Source organism: Brevundimonas sp. SH203, from assembly GCF_002157625.1.
GTDB lineage: Bacteria > Pseudomonadota > Alphaproteobacteria > Caulobacterales > Caulobacteraceae > Brevundimonas.
On the sequence record NZ_BDMM01000005.1, the window covers coordinates 197019 to 217182 of the forward strand.

The following is a 20164-nucleotide window of genomic DNA, read 5'->3' on the forward strand; positions in this document are numbered from 1 at the left end:
GGTCTAGCGCGGTTCGTTCTGGGCGGCGCCGGCGCCGATGGGATTGGACGGGCCGCCGTCGATGGGAATGCTGCTGGACGGACGGTTCATCGTCGCCGGCTCGGGCAGGTGGGGCGCCCGGCTGTCGCGCGGCGCGCGTTCGGTCTGGCGCACCGGCGATTCCAGATCGGCCATCCGGCCGCAGGCCGAGGTCAGAAGGGCGAGCGCGCCCGCGACGATCAGGGTCTTTTTCCCAAGACGGTTCATAGGCGATCTCTCCAGTCGGCGATCCGCGCCCGGACCTGTTCCGGCGCGGTTCCCCCATAGCTCTGACGGCTTTCGCACGAAGCCTTGGCGGTCAGCACCTTGTAAACCGCTTCGGTGACGCCCGGCTCCAGTTTCTGCATTTCCTGAAGCGGCAGTTGCGCCAGGTCCACGCCCAGCGCCTCCGCCCGTTTCACCGCCGCCCCCGTCACATGGTGCGCCTTCCTGAACGGCAGGTTCAGTTCGCGCACCAGCCAGTCGGCCAGATCCGTGGCGGTCGAGAAGCCCGCCCCCGCCGCCTGCGCCATCCGTTCGGTATTGGGCTGCAGCGCCGCGACCATGGCCGTCATGGCGTTCAGCGCCAGGTCCAGGGCGTCGAACGCCTCGAACACCGGCGGCTTGTCCTCCTGCATGTCCTTGGAATAGGCCAGCGGAAGACCCTTCATCACCATCGACAGGGCGACCAGCGACCCCATGATCCGGCCCGTCTTGGCCCGCACCAGTTCGGCGGCGTCGGGGTTGCGCTTCTGCGGCATGATCGACGATCCGGTCGTCAGGTCGTCGGGCAGGGTCGCGAAGCCGAACATCGGCGTCATCCACACCACGATCTCCTCGGCCAGGCGCGACAGATGACCCGCCGTGATCGAGGCGGCGGCCAGACTTTCCAGCGCGAAGTCGCGATCCGATACGGCGTCCAGGCTGTTGGCCATCGGCCGGTCGAAACCCAGCTCGGCCGCCGTCATGTGGCGGTCGATGGGGAAGGGCGACCCGGCCAGGGCGGCGGCGCCCAGCGGGCTTTCGTTCATGCGGGCGCGGGCGTCGGCGAACCGGCCCGCATCCCGCCCGAACATCTCGACATAGGCCATCAGATGGTGGCCCAAGGTCACGGGCTGGGCGGTCTGCAGATGGGTGAAGCCCGGCATCAGGTCGCCGGCGTGCTGTTCGGCCCGGTTCAACAGGGCGGCCTGCAATCCCTTCAGCTGGGCGACCGAGCGGTCGCAGGCGTCGCGGACCCACAGACGGAAGTCCAGCGCCACCTGATCGTTGCGGCTGCGCGCCGTATGCAGACGCCCCGACGGTTCGCCGATCAGCTCGTTCAGGCGGGCCTCCACATTCATGTGGATGTCCTCGAACTGGTCGCGGAAGGGGAAGGCGCCGCCGACGATCTCGCCCTCGACGGCGTCCAGCCCGCCCAGGATCGCCTCGGCGTCCGCCTGTCCGATGATCCCCTGTGTGGCCAGCATCCGGCAATGGGCGCGCGATCCGGCCAGATCCTGACGCCACAGACGCTGGTCCACGCCGATGGAGACGTTGATCGCCTGCATGATCTCGGCCGGGCGCGACGAAAAGCGTCCGCCCCACATGTCTTGACCCGCCGGCTTCACCGGCGCAGTCGAACCGGCGGATGGCATGGCGTCGGCAGAAGTGGATTGGGTCATGAGCGGCTCTAGGAAGGCGATCTGGGCGGTCATCGGCGCGGTGGTGGTGGTCAGCACCATCGCCGGCGCCGGCGGCATGGCGATGTCGCTATACGCCAATCACCGCCAGAAGGCGCAAGTGCAAGAGGCCGCGAACGCCAATGCGACGCCGAAAAGCGATCTGGCGGGTTTCGCCGTCGGTTCGCTCGCCGCCCTGACCACCCCGGCCCAACCCATCCCGGCGCCCGAATACGCCTTCCGCGACCGCACCGGCACCGCCGTCCGCTTCTCGGCCTTTCACGGCAAGGTGGTGGTGGTGAACCTGTGGGCCATGTGGTGCGCGCCCTGCAAGGCCGAGATGCCGACGCTTCAAGCGCTGGCTAAAGCCTATGCCGCGAACGAGGATCTGGTGGTCCTGCCGATCAACGTCGACGCCACGCCGGAAGCGGCGGCCGAGGCCAGACGCTTCCTGGACGACCACGCGCCCCTGCCCTTCTACAGCGACGTCAAATTCCAGCTGCCGTTCGAGTTTCCGGGCAAGGGCGCCATGCCCCAGACCATACTGCTGGACCGCGAGGGCCGCATCCGCGCCGTCAAGACGGGCGAGGCCGACTGGTCCGGCCCCGAGGCGCGCGCCCTGATCGACGCTCTTCTGGCGGAAGGCCCCAAGCCCGAACAACCCTCCGCCTGAACGGTCGACCTTAATGTTTGGCCGGAACCCGCGTATCCGTCGCCGGATCGATGGCGCCCGGCTTGCCCTCGGCGGCGGCCTGGGCCTGTTCGGTCTCCAGCTTGTCGGCGACCTTGCCCGCGCCGCTCTCGACCGCCTGGGCGGCCTTCATCGCCCCGCCTTCGATCACCTCACCGGCTTGCGACGCGGCGCTGGCGGTCTTGTCTGCGGCGGTTTCGGCATGAGCCTCGGCCTTGTCCTGCTCTGCCTGGGTGCAGGCGGCGGCGCCCAGCATCAGAACGGCGGCCGCCGCCGTCAAAGCTTTGGTGCGAATGGTCACGGCGTATCTCCGGTCAAGGTTGAAAGCTCGACCGTAAACGCAGGATGTCGACGCGGGTTGCAGTCTGGAAGGGTGGTGACTGGAGGCGGGATCGAACCGCCGACCTGTGGGTTATGAATCCACCGCTCTAACCATCTGAGCTACCCAGTCCCGGGCGTCGCGGGGCCGGGGCCGGCCGCGAAGGAGGCGAGCCTATATCGCCGTCGGGCGTCGGGTTCAAGTCGTCTCGATCCAGATCGTGCGGCGATAGGGCGCATGATCGCCTCCGGGCGGAACGGTAGCGTCCAGGCCGCCGTTTTCGTTCGATGCCGTCCCTCGCCTTTTCGGAGCCTGCGCCATGCGCCTGATCGTCGCCGCCGCGTCCACCTCCCTGCTCGTCCTCGCCGCCGCCTGCGGGGCCAACGGCGAAAGCGCGTCCTCGGCGCCTCAGGCCCAGCCCGGCGCCCCGCTGGAGACGCGGCCCGCCAACAATCCCGACCAGCAGCCGGCCTTCGCCGGCCAGACCCGCGCGCCGGGTGTGAAGACCGAACAGGCCATGGCTCACACCGTCGTCGCCTCGGGCCTGGTGCATCCGTGGGGCCTCGCCGCCCTGCCGGACGGGCGCTGGCTGGTGACGGAAAAGCCCGGCCGCCTGCGCCTCATCACCGCCGAAGGCCAGATCGGCGCGCCGGTCGCGGGCCTGCCCGCCGTCGATGCGCGCGGTCAGGGCGGCCTGCTGGACGTGATCGTCGGCCCCGACTTCGTCCGTGATCGGATGATCTACTGGAGCTACGCCGAGCCGCGTCAGGGCGGAAACGCCACCTCGGTCGCGCGCGGGCGACTGTCCGACGACGGATCGCGGGTGGAGAACGTCCAGGTCATCTTCCGCGCCCTGCCCGTCTATGACGGCGACAAACATTTCGGGTCGTCCCTGGCCTTCGACCCCACTGGACATCTGTTCGTCACCCTGGGCGAGCGATCCGACAAGCCGATGCGGCCCCAGGCCCAGGATCTGGGCTCGCACATGGGCAAGACCATCCGCATCAACGCCGACGGCTCCGTACCCGCCGACAATCCCTTCGTCGGCCACGCCGGCGCCCGGCCCGAGATCTGGAGCCTGGGGCATCGCAACGTCCAGGGCGTCGCCATCCAGCCAGGAACCGGCGCCGTCTGGACCATCGAACACGGCACGCGCGGCGGCGACGAGGTCAATATCGACAAGGCCGGTCTGAACTACGGCTGGCCCGACGCGGCCTATGGCGTCGAATATGCGGGCGGCCGGATCAACGCCGGCGCGACCCAGGCGCCGGGCACGGAACAGCCGGTTTATTACTGGGACCCGGTGATCGCGCCGGGCGGGGCGACCTTCTATCAGGGCGCCATGTTCCCCGGCTGGAACGGCAACCTGCTGGTCGCGGGCCTGAAGGAAAAACACATCGCCCGTCTGGTGATCCAGAACGATCGCGTGATCGGCGAGGAGCGTCTGCTGACCGATCTGGGCGAACGCATCCGCGACGTGGCGGTCGCCGCCGACGGCGCGGTCTGGGCCATCACCGACGAGCAGGACGGCAAGCTGGTCAGGCTGGCCGCGACGCAGTAGTCTGATCCCGCCGGGGGACAAAGCCGGGGCGCGTGCGTCCCACAGGGAGCAACCGAGCCATGCGTATCCTCATTCTCTCCGCCGCCCTCGCCCTGCCGCTGCTGGCGGCCTGCGGCACGACCGGCGGCGTCAGCCCGTATCAGCGCGACCTGGACGCGCTGGAAAAGACCTGCACCCAGCGTCAGGGCATACTGACCCCGACGGGCCTGCAGACCGGGCGGCCGGAAACCGAATACGCCTGCACCATCACCGGTGGCGCGACCCGGATTCCCCGCGCCAACTAGGCATACCGGCAGCGACTCTGGTCGGTTCGCCGCCCGTTTTAAGACAGCGATCCTCGACCGCGCGCCTGACGTGGACAGGCTTCGCGCGGCTTATTACTTGACGTTGACGTAAACGTAGGGTTTTTGGCGTCCACGCTTCGACCGACCTCGCCCTCCAGCCGCGCGCCATCGCGTGTCGTCCACGGGGCCCATATGGAGACGCCTCTCATGGCTGACGCCTATATCTACGACGCCGTCCGCACCCCGCGCGGCAAGGGCAAGAAGGACGGCTCGCTGCACGAGATCACCGGCCTCAGCCTGGCGACCCAGGTGCTTCAGGCCCTGCGCGACCGCAACGATCTGGACACCTCCAAGGTTGACGACGTCATCCTGGGCTGCGTGACGCCGGTGGGCGAACTGGGCGCCGACATCGCCCGCACGGCGGTCCTGTCGGCCGGCTGGTCGCAGGACACGGCGGGCGTTCAGGTCAACCGCTTCTGCGCCTCGGGCCTGGAAGCCGTGAACATGGCCACCGCCAAGGTGAAGTCGGGCGAGGCCGATTTCGCCGTCGGCGGCGGCGTCGAGGTCATGAGCCGCGTGCCGATGGGGTCCGACATGGGCGCCTGGCCGACCGATCCGTCCTCGGCCTTCCCGACCTATTTCGTGCCGCAAGGCGTGTCGGCGGACATGATCGCCACCAAATACGGCTTCAGCCGCGACGACGTGGACGCCTATTCGGTCGAAAGCCACAAGCGCGCCGCCAGGGCCTGGGCCGAGGGCCGGTTCAAGAACTCGGTTTTGGCGGTCAAGGATCAACTGGGCCTGACCATCCTCGATCATGACGAGACCATTCGTCCGAATACGGACATGCAGACCCTGGGCGGCCTGAACCCCTCCTTCGCCATGATGGGCGAAATGGCCTTCGACGGCGTGATCAACCAGCGCTACCCCGAGGTCGAGCGCGTCAACCATGTCCACACCCCCGGCAATTCGTCCGGCATCGTCGATGGTTCGGCGGGCGTTCTGATCGGTTCGCTGGAAGCCGGTCAGGCCCTGGGCCTGAAGCCGCGCGCCAGGATTCTGGGCGGCGCCTCGATCGGCTCCGAGCCGTCGATCATGTTGACCGGCCCGGAATATGTGACCCGCAAACTGCTGAAGAAGCTGGGCATGACGCCCGACGACATCGACGTGTGGGAGCTGAACGAGGCCTTCGCCGCCGTCGTCCTTCGCTACATGCAGGCCCTGAACATCGACCATGCCAAGATGAATGTGAACGGCGGCGGCATCTCGATGGGCCACCCCCTGGGCGCCACCGGCGCCATGATCACCGGCATCGCCCTGGACGAGCTGGAACGCTCGAACAAGTCGACCGCCCTGATCACCCTCTGCATCGGCGGCGGCATGGGCACCGCCACGGTGATCGAGCGGGTTTGATTTCATCGAGCGCGCCAGCGCTCATCCGAGGGTTCATCACAACGGACGCCACGTACTCACAGCGATCACAACGAGACCGTTCCCGTTGCGCCCGTCGTGTTCCCGCCGTGATCGTCGTGATGAACCAGCACGGTCAGCCTTTGCGCTGACGCTGAAAAATGAAGGGCCTTCGGCCAATGGAAAACTTCAAGATCGACATCGACGCCGACGGCATCGCGCTCGTCACCTTCGACGTGCCGGGCCGTTCGATGAACACCCTGACCGGCAAGGTGATCGCCGAGGCGCCGCAACTGGTCGAGCGCATCAAGACCGACGACGCCATCAAGGGCGTGGTCATCACCTCGGGCAAGGCGTCCGGCTTCTGCGCCGGCGCGGACCTGGGCGACATGGCGGGCGGCATGCTGGCCGGCGGCGGCGACCTGCAGCGGGCGTTCGACGCGGGCTGGAAGCTGAACGGCGCCTTCCGCGCGCTGGAAACCTCGGGCAAGCCCATCGCGGCGGCGATCAACGGTCTGGCGCTGGGCGGCGGGCTGGAGTTCACCCTGGCGGCCCACTACCGCGTGGTCGAGAACGACAACAAGATCCAGCTGGGCCTGCCCGAGATCAAGGTCGGCCTGTTCCCCGGCGGCGGCGGCACCCAGCGCCTGACCCGTCTGGTCGGCGTCCAGAACGCCATGATGGCCATGAGCGAGGGCAAGTCCTTCCGCCCGAACGACGCCAAGGGCGCGGGCATCGTCCATGAGGTGGTCGAAAAGGGCCAGTCGGTCGAAGCCGCCAAGGCCTGGATCAGGAACGGCGGCAAGGCTGTGCAGCCGTGGGACGAAAAGTCGTTCAAACTGCCCGGCGGCGGCCCCTATCACCCGGCGGGCATCCAGAACTTCATGGTCGGCAACGCCATGCTGCGCAAACAGTCCTACGGCAACTATCCGGCCGTGGTGAACCTGATGAAGGCCGTTTACGAAGGAACCCAGGTTCCGATGGACGCGGCGCTGCGGATCGAGACCCGCTACTTCATCAAGACCCTGATGACGCCGCAGGCCCAGGCCATGATCCGCAGCCTGTTCCTGTCGAAACAGGAGCTGGACAAGGGCGCCGTCCGCCCTGCCGGCGTGCCCAAATCCGATCCGAAGAAGGTCACGGTCATCGGCGCCGGCATGATGGGCGCGGGCATCGCCTATGTGCAGGCCCTCGCCGGGATCGAGACCATCCTGATCGACCAGACCCAGGAAGCCGCCGACAAGGGCAAGGCCCATGTCGAGGAACTGCTGAAGAAGCGTCTGTCGCGTGGTCAGCTGACGCAAGAGAAGTATGACGCCCTGCTCGGCTCCGTCACCGCCACCACCGACTATGATCTGATCAAGGGTTCCGATCTGGTCGTCGAGGCCGTGTTCGAAAACCGCGAGATCAAGGCCGATGTGACCAAACGCGCCGAGGCGCAGCTGGCCGAGGGCGCCGTGTTCGGCTCCAACACCTCGACCCTGCCGATCACGGGTCTGGCCGAGGCCAGCGTCCGGCCCGAGGACTTCATCGGCATCCACTTCTTCTCGCCGGTCGACAAGATGATGCTGGTCGAGATCATCCTGGGCGAGAAGACGGGTCAGGCCGCCATCGCCAAGGCGCTGGACTATGTGCTGAAGATCAAGAAGACGCCGATCGTCGTCAACGACTCCAGAGGTTTCTACACCTCGCGCTGCTTCTCCACCTTCCTGATGGAAGGGATGGCGATGCTGGAGGAGGGTTACGGCCCGGCCCTGATCGACAATGTCGGGCGCATGACCGGCATGCCGCGCGGCCCGCTGGAGATGCACGACGACGTCGCTCTGGACCTCAGCTACAAGATCGCCAAACAGACGGCGCTCGATCTGGGCGACAAATATGTCCCGACCGAAGGCGCCGACATCGTCGCCAGGATGGTCGAGGGTGGACGCTTCGGCCGCAAGAACGGCAAGGGCTTCTACGACTATGACACCAAGCCCAAGACGATCTGGACGGGTCTGTCCGAACTGGCCCCGACCACCAAGGGCATCGACCAGCCGGAGGAGCCGACCGCCTTCGCCCAGATCGACGAGTTGAAGACGCGCCTTCTGTATCGCCAGGCCGTCGAGGTCGCGCGCTGCTGGGAAGAGGGCGTCATCGACGATCCGCGCGAGGCGGACCTGGGCGCCATCCTGGGCTGGGGTTTCGCCCCCTGGACCGGCGGCCCGATCAGCATGATCGACGGCATCGGCCTGGCCAAGTTCGTGGAAACCGCCGACCGTCTGGCCGCGACCTATGGCGACCGCTTCAAGGTTCCGCAGTTGCTGCGCGACATGGCCGCCAGGAACGAGACCTTCTACGGCAAGTTCGCCCCGCAGAAGGCCGCCGCCTGATCGGCCGCGGACAGCGCCAAGACGATGGAACGGGCGGCCTTCGGGTCGCCCGTTTTCGTTTGAGCGCCCCTTCCGCCCGCTCATCCCGGCGAAAGCCGGGCCCCAGTTCTGTCACTCGGTAGTGCGTTCGATTGGCCAGCCCAATCCAAGGACGCGCTGAATCACCCAAAGCACTGGGTCCCGGCTTTCGCCGGGATGAGCGGATAGATTGGACCCGACCTCAAGCAGCGCGAACGCGCGATAGGCCGCAAAGAAAAAGACCCGCCCGACGCAGAGGTCGAGCGGGTCGCTCCGCCGCCCTTCGCGGGGGTCGGTGGCGGGTCGCTAGGGGCGACGGAGTAGCGGTAAAGGTCCGGGCGCCGGCCGAGCGACTGAAAGAAAGTCCGCCCCGGCCGCTCGCCCCCCTTGTCCTGGCCTCAGCCTTCCAGATCCTGTCCTTCATCCGGCTCGGGCGTGCCCAGCAGTTCGTCGGCGATCTTGTTGGTCGAGGCGCGGACGGCCTTTTCGATGGAGGCGGCGATGTCGGGGTTCTGTTTCAGGAACTCGCGCACATTCTCGCGGCCCTGGCCGATGCGGGTGGAGTCATAGCTGAACCAGCTGCCCGACTTCTCGATCACCCCGGCCTTGACGCCCAGGTCGATGATCTCGCCCAGTTTGGAGATGCCCTCGCCGTACATGATGTCGAAGATGACCTCGCGGAACGGCGGGGCGACCTTGTTCTTGACCACCTTGACCCGGGTGGTGTTGCCGACCACCTCGTCGCGGTTCTTGATCGCGCCGGTGCGGCGGATGTCCAGACGCACCGAGGCGTAGAATTTCAGCGCGTTTCCGCCCGTCGTCGTCTCGGGCGAGCCATACATCACCCCGATCTTGTGACGGATCTGGTTGATGAACAGGACGATGCATTTCGACTTGGAGATCGATGCCGTCAGTTTGCGCAGCGCCTGGCTCATCAGACGCGCCTGAAGGCCGGGCAGGCTGTCGCCCATCTCGCCCTCGATTTCGGCGCGCGGCGTCAGGGCCGCGACGGAATCGATCACCACGATGTCCACGGCGCCCGACCTGACCAGCGTATCCACGATCTCCAGCGCCTGTTCGCCCGTATCGGGTTGCGACACCAGCAGATCGTCCAGATTCACCCCCAGCTTCTGGGCGTAAACCGGGTCCAGCGCGTGTTCGGCGTCGACGAAGGCGGCGACCCCGCCCTTCTTCTGCACCTCGGCGACCGTGTGCAGGGCCAGGGTCGTCTTGCCCGAGGATTCGGGGCCGAACACCTCGATCACCCGCCCGACCGGCAAGCCGCCGATGCCCAGCGCCATGTCCAGGCCCAGCGAACCGGTCGAGACGCTCTCGATCTCGTTCACCTGCCCGGCCTTGCCGAGCTTCATCACCGAACCCTTGCCGAAGGCGCGGTCGATCTGCGCGATCGCCGCCTCCAGGGCGCGTTGCTTGTCGCCGTCGTCCTTGCCCACCAACTTGAGTGCCGCCTGTGAAGCCATCGCCTTCGTCTCCCTTGCCATGATTCCCGTCATTAAGCTTGGGAGAGACCCGCCTGGACCCGCCCCCGTTTCGTGAGGCCGATATGTGCATGGTTTGTTCCTGTTCACAAGATGTTCTCTTGATCAAAACGAGAACATCTTTTCTCTTACGTCCGATTTTGACGCAAGGCGGTCGAGATCACGCGATCAGTCGTGCGCCCAGACCCACGGCCAGACCCCCCGCCGCCAGCCCGCCCGCGATCCGGGGCGCCGCCTTCCTCCCGCCGCCGGAACCCGGCGCCAGCGGGCGGGCCAGAAGCGCGACGAGCAGGGCGATCACCCCCAGCACCCCCGGCAGGTCCATGCCCACGCCGAGAAACACCCCATGCCCCTGCATCAGCAGCCAGCCGCCAACCCCGGCCGTCGCCAGAGCCGCCGGGATCAGCGCCGCGCCCTTGGCCAGACGCGGGGAGATCAGCCCCGCAGCGGCGGCCGCGACGGCGGCGACCAGAACCGGCCAGATCAGAAGGAAGGCCGCCTCGGGCGCCAGGGCCTGAACCACGACACCCATCGCCAGCACCAACGCGATCAGCCCCAGCCATCCCTCCCAGGGCGTTTCCGTCTCCGCGTGCGGCCACAGGCTGAGGCCGACCGCTACGACCGCCGCGCCCAGCACGACCGGATCGACGCCGCCCAGAACCGTCGTAAGCGCCGCCGCCGCGACCAGGGCCAGGGCGACGCCCCGCCCGCCGGCCCGCCCCATAATGGTCAGCAACGCCAGCCCGGACAGGGCCAGCACGACGCCGATCTCCAGCACCGGCAGGCGGCGCAGCAGCGTGTAATAGGTCTCCGGCGACTGGACCCGACCACCCACCGGCCCGGCCAGAACGCGCACGGCCTGCCCGGCGACCACCGCCCCCGCCATCAACCACAGCCCGTCCGCCGCGCCGCGAACGACCGCGCCGAGCCGCAGGCCCAGGACGCGCCGCACCCGCCAGACCGCGAAACCGGCGGCCAGGGCGGCGACGGCCAGCAGCCCCCATCCCGCCATCGGCGGATGCCGCACGACCATCAGGCCGAACAGGTCGGCATAGACGGCGTTCTTTGTCGCCTTTGGCAGGGCCGGCGCGCGCAGCCAGACGTCCGCGACCTCCAGCGCCTGCGATCCGATATGCTGCAGACTGCCCTGATCCAGGGCGTCGGGCGTCGCGGCGGGCGAGTGGTACTGGTCCGGCCGCCCGATGAAGGCCAGATTGATCCCCGCCAGCCCCCTGTTCGCCGCAACGGTGAAGTCCGTGCCGTTCGGCATCGACCGATAGACGAAGACCGCCAGGGCGTTGCTGGACGGGCCGCCGGTCGCACCGCGCGTCGCGCGGGCGTAGTCGGCGATGGTCCCCGCATTGCCCGGCCCGGTCTCGAACATCATGGCCCGTCCGCCGCCGCCCCTCGCCTCCAGATTGACGACGGCGCCGACCCGGTCGCGCCACGGATGGGCGGCGAAGAAGACCCGCGCTCCGTCCAGGTTCAGCTCCTCCGCGTCGGTCAGCAGGACGATCAGGTCGCGGTCGGCGCCGCCGCGCGCCTTGATCGCGCGGACGGCCTCCAGAATGGCCGCCACGCCCGTCGCATCGTCGGCCGCGCCGGGCGAGCCGGGCACGCTGTCGTAATGGGCCATCATCAGGACGGCGGGCCGACCGGAATCGCGCCCCTGCAGGACGCCGACGAGATTGGCGGCCGCCAGACCGTTCGCACTGCGTCCCTCGCGCGCCATCCGTTGCACCGCGCGGGGCGACAGCGGGCCGGTCTGGATGTGGGGGTTCAGGCCTAGGGCCGTCATCCGCTCCATCAGATAGGTCTGGACCCGCGCATGGTCTTCGGACCCGACCGGATGGGGGACGCGGGCGATCTCGCGCACATCCGCCATCGCCCGCCCGGCGGAAAAGGCGTCGGCCGGGGTCGAGATGGGCAGGGGCGCGGGCGTCTGGCTGGCCACCACGGCCAGACCCAGGGCGACAGCCAGCGCCGTGAACAACAGGATCAGCCGCATCGTCTTCTCCCCGTCTCGATCCGTCTCGATCCGTCCAGTCAGCCCTGCGCGGCCGTCCGGCGCAAGGGGCGCCCCATCAGCGGCGAACGGTGTTGCGCGCCGTCAGATTGCCCGTGGCCCCGTCGCCGTCGTCGATGCTGGAGCCGAAAGGCCAGCCCCGGTCGTCACCGCAATAGGGTCTGCGCCCCTCGCGCGACCCGATCACCACCGCGCGCGGCCTCAGCCAGCCGGCGCCGGAGAAAACATTGTCCGTGATCTGATTATAGGACGGCGTCTGGTGGCGGATCACCCCGTCCTCGCCGCAGTTGCGGTACAGGAAGACCCCGCCCCGCCCGCCGAGAGCCAGCCGGTTGCCGACGATGCGATTGGCGCCCGATCCGTCCACGGCGATCTGTTCGCGTCCGGTGCGGATGTCGAAATCGTTGTCCTGGATCAGGGCGCCGGCGCTCTCGGCGTCCAGATAGAGGGCCACCGAGGTCGACCGGCCGGAAAAGCGCGAGCGCGTCACCGTGGTCCGCGTCACCCCCGGCCCGACATAGAGGGGAATGGTCCCGACGCCCTGAAACCGGACCCGGTCCAGCACCACATTGATCGGCGCGGCCGACTGGGCCGCCCGCGTATGGCCGGCCGTGCGCGACGAGGCCCGCAGGTCGCGCATCGACCCGCCCGCCCCCATGCCCCAGATGCGGACATTGCCGACGACGCCGCAGTTGCGAACGGCCACGTCGCGGGGCCGGGACCAGCCATCGCCCTGGCGGCGCGACCAGATCGCCACGGTCGGCGCGCTCGTGGTCGCCTGGCCCGGCGCGCGGATCTCGCCCCCGCCGCAGTCCAGCGCCGCGCCGGACGCGGCCTGTCCCTCGATCAGCACCCGGCGGCGCACGTCGCGCCCGGACGTCTCGGCCCGGCAGGTCAGGCGATAGGGCTGGTCCGACGGCGTGGTCAATTCTCCCAGCTCCTGCGCCGTGCAGAGCCGAGCCGCAGGCAGGTGCGGCGTCGACTGGAGCGCGACCGCCAGGGCGAGCCAGCCCGCCATCTCAGGGCAGGACGGTCGCCAGCGTCGCCCGTTCGGCCGCACATCCGGGATTGGTCAGGCCCGTGCGGCGGGCGGCGGCCAGTTCGGCCTCCGCCGCCGCCATATCCGTCTGAAACGCCGGGTCGGCGACGGCCCGGACGGCGACCTGACGGCCGATGGTTTCGCCCGCCGCCACGTCGCTGGGATAGTGCATGGCGCAGACCAGGCGGCTGACCCCGATTTCATGGCCGATGCGGCGCACGGCCTCGGCGCGATCCGGCTCCAGCGCCGCGAACGCCTCGCCATAGGCCACGCCGACCGCCGCGCTGCCCGACGGATAGGAGCCGCTGCCTCGACCGGCCGCGTCCAGCGTCTGGCAGGCGCGGCGCCGGGGATCGTCCGCCACCGGACGGGGGCGCATCTGACGCGCCTTGACCTGTTCCGCCACGCTGGCGGCGTCATGGAAGATGCGGCCCATCATCCGGTCCAGAACGGGCGTCTCGGCCGATCCCAGCCGAACCCCAAGGGCGCAATCGAAATGCTGCAGGGCCAGCGGCGGCCGCACCTCGGCATGGGACGTGGCCAGCAGCCAGCGGTCGCCGTCCTCCAGCGCGACATAGCGGGCCGAGGTCGCCTTGTCCGACAGATCCTGAGCGGACCCTGCGGCCGGCGGCGGGGGCGAGGCGGCGGCCATTTCGTCCAGAACGCCCGCCGACAGATAGCCGTCGCGGGGCATGGTCACGACGGGCTTCGGCGATCCGGCGCAGGCGGCCAGGACGAAGACGGCGCCCGCCGCCGACGCCAGCCGCGCCGCGCGGCCGATCACGAGCCGGCGCTCCAGTTCATATGGACCGAGGTGGCGCCGTCCGGGCTGGGCGCGGCGACGATCTGCAGCGAGGGGCCGTCGGCCGCGGCGCCCGCCGCGCCATAGGCCCGCGCCTCGCCCTGGTTCATGCCGGTGACGGATTTCAGCCCGGCCGCCTCGGCCCGCTGGCGATAGAAGGCCACGACCTGATCCGGCGTGGCGTCGGTGGTGAAGGTGACGAGCCCCCCCGGCCCGGCCGCGCCGTTCGCGGTCAGGGGCGCGCCGTCGACCTGGGCGCCGGGATACAGGACGGCGAACGCGGGCGCCTCGTCGGCCGCAGCGGGCGGCGCAGGCGCCTCCGTCGTCGCGACGACGTCCGTGTGGGCCGCAGGGACCGGGGCCTCAGGCGCGGCGGTCTCGACCTTTGCGGACGGCCGGGCCGGCGCATCCGCCCGATCGCAGCCGGCGAGGCTGAACAGAACAACGGCGGAAACCGCCGCCAAACGAAGCATCATCGAAGAAGCGTCCCTGGACCGAAGGGTCTAAGCGCCACCGTGGCGCAGGCTTGCGGCGGCGGCAAGGCGCCCGTGCGCCTATTCCTTGCTTGCGCCCTCGGCCGGATCGGCCTCGGCGCGGCCTTCGGCGGCCAGGGTCGCGTTGATCTTGCGCGAATCCGGGTCGTCGTCCGACCCGCCGGCCGATCCGCCCCTGAGCGAGCCCGCGCGCGTGTCCGAGCCGGAATCGCTGCCGTCCAGGGCGTCGATCAGGGTGTCGGCCTTGTGACCCAGATCCGGGCGCTCGCCCATGTCGGCGGCTTCGCGCGCGTCGTCGCATTCAACGTCGAGCTTGGGGGTTTCGGGCGGGGTGGCGTCGGCGTCCGTCATGGCGCGGCCCTTTCATGGGTGGAGACGCTTTAAAGCGTCCGACGCCCTCGCGGTTCCCGCCCCCGCCCTTGAACCCGGCGCGCCAGCCCCGATCTAGTCGGCATGATCCCGTTCTCAGTCCTCGACCTGTCGCCCATCGTCGAAGGCGGCGACGCCCGCCGCGCCCTGGACGAAACCCTGGCCTTGGCCCAGGCCGCCGACCGGCTGGGCTATGAACGGTTCTGGCTGGCCGAACACCACAACATGCCCGGCATCGCCAGCGCAGCGACCGCCATCGTCATCGGCCATGTGGCGGCGGGGACCGCGCGCATCCGCGTCGGCTCGGGCGGCATCATGCTGCCCAACCACGCCCCGCTGGTCGTCGCCGAACAGTTCGGCACGCTGGAGACCCTGTTCCCCGGCCGGATCGACCTGGGCCTGGGCCGCGCGCCCGGCACGGACGGCGCGACCGCCCGCGCCCTGCGCCGCTATTTCGAAGGCGCCGACCAGTTTCCGCGCGACGTGGTCGAACTGATCCAGTGGTTCGAACCGGCTTCAGAGACCCAGCCCGTCCGCGCCGTCCCCGGCGCCGGCCTGCGCGTGCCGATCTGGCTCTTGGGGTCCAGCCTGTTCAGCGCCCAACTGGCCGGTCAGCTCGGCCTGCCCTACGCCTTCGCCAGCCATTTCGCCCCCGAACTGCTGCTGGATGCCCTGGCGCTCTATCGCCGCGAATTCACGCCCTCAGACCGCCTGGCCAAGCCCCACGCCATGGCTGCGATCAACGTCTTCGCCGCCGACACCGACGCGGAGGGGGTGCGCCTGTCCACCTCCATGCAGCAGAGCTTCGCCCGCCTCTCGACCGGCAAACCCGGCAAACTGCCCCCGCCGGTGGAAGACATCACGACCGTCCTGACGCCGCAACAGATCGAGGGCGCTCGCGGCCGCCTGCTCTATTCCGCCATCGGCGGGCCGGACACGGTCGAACGCAAACTGGCCGACTTCATCGCCCTGACCGGGGTGGACGAGCTGATGATCACCGGCATGGCCTTCGACAACGCCGCCCGCATCCGCAGCCTTGAGATCGTCGCCGAGGCGCGGGGGCGGTTGGCGGCCTAAAGCCCGCGCAGGAACTCCAGCAGCAGGGCGTTCACCACGTCCGGCCGTTCCTGCTGAATCCAGTGTCCGGCGCCCGGCACGACCACCGACCGCGTCAGGTTCGGCGCCCAGTCCTTAAGCCCCGCCTCGGCGCCGCCCGCGTAATGGCGCACCGGATCGTCCTCGCCCACCACGAACAGGGCGGGCGGCGTGATCGTCTGGTCCTGCACGAAGGCCGTCAGCGACCAGTTCAGGTCCAGCGCCCGATACCAGTTCAGCGGCCCGTCGAACCCGCCGGCCCAGAAGGCCCGGACATATTCGTCGAAATGATCCGCGCTCATCCACGGCGGCAGGGTCGCGTCGTCGGCGATCACATCCAGCAGGGCCACGCCCTCGGGCATGAAGCCGGTGGAGCGCCGATCCGCCGGCGTCGCTCCGTCATAGGCGTAGAACAGTTTTCGCAGGGTCGTCGCCGGATCGGCCTCCAGCGCCCGATGCGCGTCCGCCGCCTGGAAGCGCACGATATAGAGGTCGCCCAGCCCCGCCCGTTTCGAGATCGCGGCCATGGCGGCCGTCGGCGGCCCCTTGATGCGGCGCGGCTGGAACGGCACCGACAGGCCCGCGACGGCGCGAAACACGTCCGGCCGCAGCAGGGCGCAATGCCAGGCGACCGGCGCGCCCCAGTCGTGGCCTGCGACGACGCACTCGGTCCGACCCAGCGCCCGCACCAGATCGACCATGTCGCCGACCAGGTTCAGGATCGAATAGGCCGCCGCGCCCTCGGGCTTGTCGGTCCCGCCATAGCCGCGCATGTCGGGCGCCACGACGTGATAGCCCGCCTCGCCCAGCGCCCGGACCTGGGCGCGCCAGCTGATCCCCAGTTCGGGAAAGCCGTGGATCAGCAGGACCAGCGGCGCGTTGTCGTTCTCGAACCCGCCTTCCAGCACCTGTTGGACAAGGCCGTCGGTCTTTATAAGCCGCGTTCGCATCCAATCCTCCGGTGGCGGCCCGCCACGTTTCGTTCAGGACGGACATGACCCGCCTCGTGACATTCGCCGACGGTACGACCGTTCCCGCTCTCGGCCAAGGCGCCTGGGAGATCGGCGACGACCCCGCCTGGCGCGACGAGGAGCAGCAGGCCCTGTCGCGCGGCATCGACCTGGGGATGACCCTGATCGACACGGCCGAACTGTATGGCGACGGCCGCTCCGAACGACTGGTGGGCGAGGTGATCGCCGGTCGCCACGACGAGGTCTTCGTCGTCTCCAAGGTGCGGCCCGAGAACGCCTCGGAGATGAAGATGATGCTGGCCTGCGAACGCTCGCTGGAGCGGCTCAAGGTGGATCGTCTGGACCTCTATCTGCTGCACTGGGAAGGTCATGTGCCGCTGGAGGAGACGGTGGCGGCTTTCCGCGAACTGGTGGACGAGGGGATGATCGCCCGCTGGGGCGTGTCCAACCTCGATCTCGACGCGATGGAGCGGCTGATGCAGATCGACGGGGCCGAGGACTGCGCCGTCAACCAGTTGCTCTACAACCTGGGCTCGCGCGGGGTGGAGTTCGACCTGCTGCCGTGGATGCAGGCGCGCGACATGCCGATGATGGCCTATTCGCCGCTGGGGCGCGGCGGGCTTCTGGAGCATCCGCTGATCCTGGACATCGCCAACCGCCATTCCGCCGACCCGGCCCAGGTGGCCTTGGCCGCCGTCCTGCGCCACGACGGCGTCATCGCCATCCCCAAGGCCGGCCGCATCGAACACGTCGAGGCCAACGCCGACGCCCTGGACATCCAGTTCGACCTCGAAGACCTGGAACGGCTGGACCGCGCCTTCCCGCCCCCGAAACAGGCCGTTCCGCTGGATATCATCTGAAGAAGAGACCGCCTTTAACCCGTCATCCTCGCCCTTGTGGCGAGGACCCATACGCCCGGTCTTCCCGCACAGTGCGTCCTCGTCAAAAACCGGGAGTATGGATCCCAGGCACAAGCCCTGGGATGACGAAAAGAGGAAGGATCAGCCGCCCGCGATCACGCCCAGCAACCGCGCCCGCTCATCCTCCGCATAGGGAACGCTCGCCCCCCGCCCCCAGACCGGATCGGGCCACAGGCCGTCGTCGCGGCGGCGGCCGACCACATGGACATGCAGTTGCGCCGTGACATTGCCGATGGCGCCGACGTTCAGCTTCTCCACCGGCCCCAGCCGCCGGACCAGCGCCCCGGCGCGCACCGTCTCCTCCATCAGCATCGCCCGCTGACCGACGCCCAGATCCTCCAGCTCGACCGCCCCCTCGACGCGCGGAATCAGGATCACCCACGGAAACCGCGCGTCGTCCTGCAGCCGCACATGGCACAGGGGCCATTCGACGGCCGCGACCGATCCGGCCTCGAAGGCCGGGGCGACGGAAAACCCCATCCTCAGTTCAGCCCGTAGATGACGCAGGCGCTGTCGGTCAGGGTCTGCAACGGCGGTTGCAGGGCCAGCCGCGCCGCCTGGATGTCCGCCTCGCTGGGTCCCGCCCCCCCGGTCGCCGGTGCGGGCGGCGGCGGGGGCGCGGCGAATTCCATCCGCGCCTCGGCCCGCGCGCCCGTCACCACCACCTCGTCCAGCGAGGTCGCCTGCCCGCCGCCTGCGGCATAGGACGGCCAGCCCGCCAGCACGTCGGTCTGGCAGACCCGGCCCGACGGGTCGATGATCTTGACCCGGCCCAGGGTCGCGCCCGCATTGGTCGCCGCCGCCTCGGCCCGGCGGCGCGCATCCTTCATCGCCTCGGCCTGCAGATTGGCCTTCCAGCTGTTCTCCGGCTCCAGGTTGAAGTTCACCTGGCCGATCGCCGTCGGGCGCGAGGCCACGATGGTCGCATAGACCCGCTCGATCAGGGCCACGTCGCGCACGGTCACATTGACGGCGGCGTCGGCCTGATACCGCGCCACCCGATCGGCCCGCACATTGTCGCGCATCACCCCGTCGGCGTCGCGATACTGGTCATAGATGGGGCGGGTGGTGACGCTGGTCTCGACCCGCACCTTGTTCGCGCCATAGGCCGACAGCGACTGGCTGAGCGCCCGCACCTGATCGGCGGCGGCGCGCGAGGCTTCCGCCACGCTGCGGTCCACCGACTGGAAGCTGGCCGAGACGAAGGCGCGGTTGGCCTGGATCTCGACCCGCACCTGACCGATCGAGGCGATGACCGGATCGCGCATCCACCAGGGGGCGGGAATATAGCGGTCGCCGATGGTCGCGGGCGGCGTCTGGGCCAGAACGGGTGTCGCGGCGGCGGCCAGCAGCAGGGCGAGAGCGAGCGAACGGCGCATGGAAATCCTCCGGTTGGGCCACGACCTTCGCAAGCCGGGCCCGGGCCGTAAAGCGAGGTTCTTGCGACAGCCGCCCGAGGGGGCTAGACCGCCCGCACGATTAATCCCCATTTCGCACACGCAATAAACGGAGACATCCATGGCTCGCGCGAAGATCGCCCTTATCGGCGCCGGCATGATCGGCGGAACCCTGGCCCACGTGGCCGCGCGCGAAGCCCTGGGCGACGTGATCCTGTTCGACATCGCCGAGGGCACGCCCCAGGGCAAGGCCCTGGACATCGCCGAGGCCTCGGCCGTCTTCGGCCAGGACGTGGCCCTGAAGGGCGCCAACGACTACGCCGACATCGCTGGCGCCGACGTCTGCATCGTCACCGCCGGCGTGCCGCGCAAGCCGGGCATGAGCCGCGACGACCTGATCGGCATCAACCTGAAGGTCATGAAGGCCGTCGGCGAGGGCATCAAGGCCCACGCCCCCAACGCCTTCGTCATCTGCATCACCAACCCGCTCGACGCCATGGTCTGGGCCCTGCAGAAGTTCTCGGGCCTGCCCAAGGAGAAGGTCGTCGGCATGGCCGGCGTGCTGGACTCGGCCCGCTTCGCCTACTTCCTGGCCGAGAAGACCGGCGTGTCGGTGCAGGACATCCACGCCTGGACCCTGGGCGGTCACGGCGACGACATGGTGCCGATGGTGCGCCACTCGACCGTCGGCGGCCTGCCGCTGCCCGACGCCGTCGCCGCCGGCTTCCTGTCGCAGGCCGATCTGGACGCCATCGTGGACCGCACCCGCAAGGGCGGCGGCGAGATCGTGGCCCTGTTGAAGACCGGCTCGGCCTTCTACGCCCCGGCCGAATCCGCCATCGCCATGGCCAAGTCCTATCTGCTGGACCAGAAGCGCGTCCTGCCCTGCGCCGTCTGGCTGTCGGGCGAATACGGCCTGTCGGACCTCTACGTCGGCGTCCCGGCCCTGATCGGCGCGAACGGCGTCGAGAAGGTGGTCGAGTTCACCACCAACGACGAGGAAAAGGCGATGTTCGAAAAGTCCGTCGCCTCGGTCCAAGGCCTGCTGCAGGCCTGCAAGGACATCGATTCCTCGCTGGCTTGATCGCCAGCGAAGGGCGCTATCGCGCGGCTCGCGGAGCCGCGCTGATTGAGCGCTTTCTGGATACGGAAAAGGCCTGCGGAGCGATCCGCAGGCCTTTTTCCATACCTTTTCTCGTCATCCTAGGCCTTGTGCCT

20 protein-coding genes and 1 tRNA gene are annotated in these 20164 nt (G+C 69.1%); 8 read left to right on the forward strand and 13 right to left on the reverse strand.

The annotated features are described in order from the left end of the window. Positions 1–3 precede the first annotated feature (3 nt). Complete coding sequence (locus SH203_RS12140; protein WP_087121198.1) at positions 4–246, reverse strand: hypothetical protein; 243 nt, start codon at positions 244–246, stop codon at positions 4–6. After that, the gene (argH, locus tag SH203_RS12145; protein ID WP_200808938.1) at positions 243–1655 is read right to left on the reverse strand and encodes an argininosuccinate lyase; all 1413 of its coding nucleotides are present in this window, start codon (positions 1653–1655) and stop codon (positions 243–245) included. Before argH ends, SH203_RS12140 begins: the two co-directional genes overlap by 4 nt. A 25-nt stretch (positions 1656–1680) precedes the next feature. On the opposite strand from argH, the gene SH203_RS12150 reads away from it, so the two are divergent. Then, positions 1681–2352, forward strand: coding sequence for a TlpA disulfide reductase family protein (locus SH203_RS12150; RefSeq protein ID WP_087121200.1), 672 nt, complete (start codon positions 1681–1683; stop codon positions 2350–2352). A gap of 10 nt (positions 2353–2362) precedes the next feature. On the opposite strand, the gene SH203_RS12155 is transcribed toward SH203_RS12150, so the two are convergent. Next, entirely contained in the window at positions 2363–2671 is a 309-nt protein-coding gene (locus tag SH203_RS12155) for a hypothetical protein (protein ID WP_087121201.1), read from the reverse strand. Positions 2672–2744: 73 nt separating this feature from the next. Further along, positions 2745–2821: transfer RNA gene (locus SH203_RS12160), tRNA-Met, on the reverse strand. 187 nt (positions 2822–3008) lie between these two features. Between SH203_RS12160 and SH203_RS12165 the strand changes: the two genes are divergently transcribed. The 4 genes from SH203_RS12165 (at position 3009) to SH203_RS12180 (ending at position 8316) form a co-directional block, all read left to right on the forward strand. Continuing rightward, positions 3009–4250: a PQQ-dependent sugar dehydrogenase gene (locus tag SH203_RS12165; RefSeq protein ID WP_087121202.1), complete on the forward strand. Its 1242-nt coding sequence runs from the start codon at positions 3009–3011 to the stop codon at positions 4248–4250. A 59-nt stretch (positions 4251–4309) separates the two neighbouring features. Continuing rightward, positions 4310–4534 carry a hypothetical protein gene (locus SH203_RS12170; protein WP_087121203.1) on the forward strand — a complete coding sequence of 75 codons (225 nt, stop codon included), beginning with the start codon at positions 4310–4312 and terminating at the stop codon, positions 4532–4534. 207 nt (positions 4535–4741) lie between these two features. Continuing rightward, positions 4742–5947, forward strand: coding sequence for an acetyl-CoA C-acetyltransferase (locus SH203_RS12175; RefSeq protein ID WP_087121204.1), 1206 nt, complete (start codon positions 4742–4744; stop codon positions 5945–5947). A 176-nt stretch (positions 5948–6123) separates the two neighbouring features. After that, the gene (locus SH203_RS12180) at positions 6124–8316 is read left to right on the forward strand and encodes a 3-hydroxyacyl-CoA dehydrogenase NAD-binding domain-containing protein (RefSeq protein ID WP_087121205.1); all 2193 of its coding nucleotides are present in this window, start codon (positions 6124–6126) and stop codon (positions 8314–8316) included. Between the two features lie 416 nt (positions 8317–8732). On the opposite strand, the gene recA is transcribed toward SH203_RS12180, so the two are convergent. The 6 genes from recA to SH203_RS12210 form a co-directional block, all read right to left on the reverse strand. Further along, a complete protein-coding gene (gene recA / locus SH203_RS12185) occupies positions 8733–9815 on the reverse strand; it encodes a recombinase RecA (RefSeq protein WP_087121206.1) in 1083 nt (360 codons plus the stop codon). A gap of 178 nt (positions 9816–9993) precedes the next feature. After that, the gene (locus SH203_RS12190) at positions 9994–11841 is read right to left on the reverse strand and encodes a M20/M25/M40 family metallo-hydrolase (RefSeq protein WP_087121207.1); all 1848 of its coding nucleotides are present in this window, start codon (positions 11839–11841) and stop codon (positions 9994–9996) included. A gap of 76 nt (positions 11842–11917) precedes the next feature. Beyond that, complete coding sequence (locus tag SH203_RS12195; protein ID WP_087121208.1) at positions 11918–12877, reverse strand: right-handed parallel beta-helix repeat-containing protein; 960 nt, start codon at positions 12875–12877, stop codon at positions 11918–11920. Between the two features lies 1 nt (position 12878). Further along, a complete protein-coding gene (locus SH203_RS12200; protein ID WP_234989491.1) occupies positions 12879–13682 on the reverse strand; it encodes a phosphatase PAP2 family protein in 804 nt (267 codons plus the stop codon). Further along, on the reverse strand, positions 13679–14176 hold the full coding sequence (locus tag SH203_RS12205) for a hypothetical protein (RefSeq protein ID WP_087121209.1): 498 nt from the start codon (positions 14174–14176) through the stop codon (positions 13679–13681). Before SH203_RS12205 ends, SH203_RS12200 begins: the two co-directional genes overlap by 4 nt. Before the next feature lie 78 nt (positions 14177–14254). Next, positions 14255–14545, reverse strand: a complete 291-nt coding sequence (locus SH203_RS12210) for a ribonuclease (RefSeq protein ID WP_087121210.1) — start codon at positions 14543–14545, stop codon at positions 14255–14257. Positions 14546–14647: 102 nt separating this feature from the next. Here SH203_RS12210 and SH203_RS12215 point away from each other — a divergent pair, with 102 nt between their 5' ends. Next, positions 14648–15640, forward strand: coding sequence for an LLM class flavin-dependent oxidoreductase (locus SH203_RS12215; protein ID WP_087121211.1), 993 nt, complete (start codon positions 14648–14650; stop codon positions 15638–15640). Here the strand turns inward: SH203_RS12215 and SH203_RS12220 are convergent. Next, a complete protein-coding gene (locus SH203_RS12220; protein ID WP_087121212.1) occupies positions 15637–16608 on the reverse strand; it encodes an alpha/beta fold hydrolase in 972 nt (323 codons plus the stop codon). The genes SH203_RS12215 and SH203_RS12220 overlap by 4 nt on opposite strands. Positions 16609–16652: 44 nt before the next feature. Here SH203_RS12220 and SH203_RS12225 point away from each other — a divergent pair, with 44 nt between their 5' ends. Further along, positions 16653–17489, forward strand: coding sequence for an aldo/keto reductase (locus SH203_RS12225; RefSeq protein ID WP_087121213.1), 837 nt, complete (start codon positions 16653–16655; stop codon positions 17487–17489). Between the two features lie 141 nt (positions 17490–17630). On the opposite strand, the gene SH203_RS12230 is transcribed toward SH203_RS12225, so the two are convergent. Further along, positions 17631–18029, reverse strand: coding sequence for an HIT domain-containing protein (locus SH203_RS12230; protein WP_087121214.1), 399 nt, complete (start codon positions 18027–18029; stop codon positions 17631–17633). A gap of 2 nt (positions 18030–18031) precedes the next feature. After that, the gene (locus SH203_RS12235; RefSeq protein WP_087121215.1) at positions 18032–18928 is read right to left on the reverse strand and encodes an SIMPL domain-containing protein; all 897 of its coding nucleotides are present in this window, start codon (positions 18926–18928) and stop codon (positions 18032–18034) included. Between the two features lie 139 nt (positions 18929–19067). Between SH203_RS12235 and mdh the strand changes: the two genes are divergently transcribed. Further along, on the forward strand, positions 19068–20030 hold the full coding sequence (gene mdh / locus SH203_RS12240; protein ID WP_087121216.1) for a malate dehydrogenase: 963 nt from the start codon (positions 19068–19070) through the stop codon (positions 20028–20030). Positions 20031–20164: the final 134 nt, after the last annotated feature.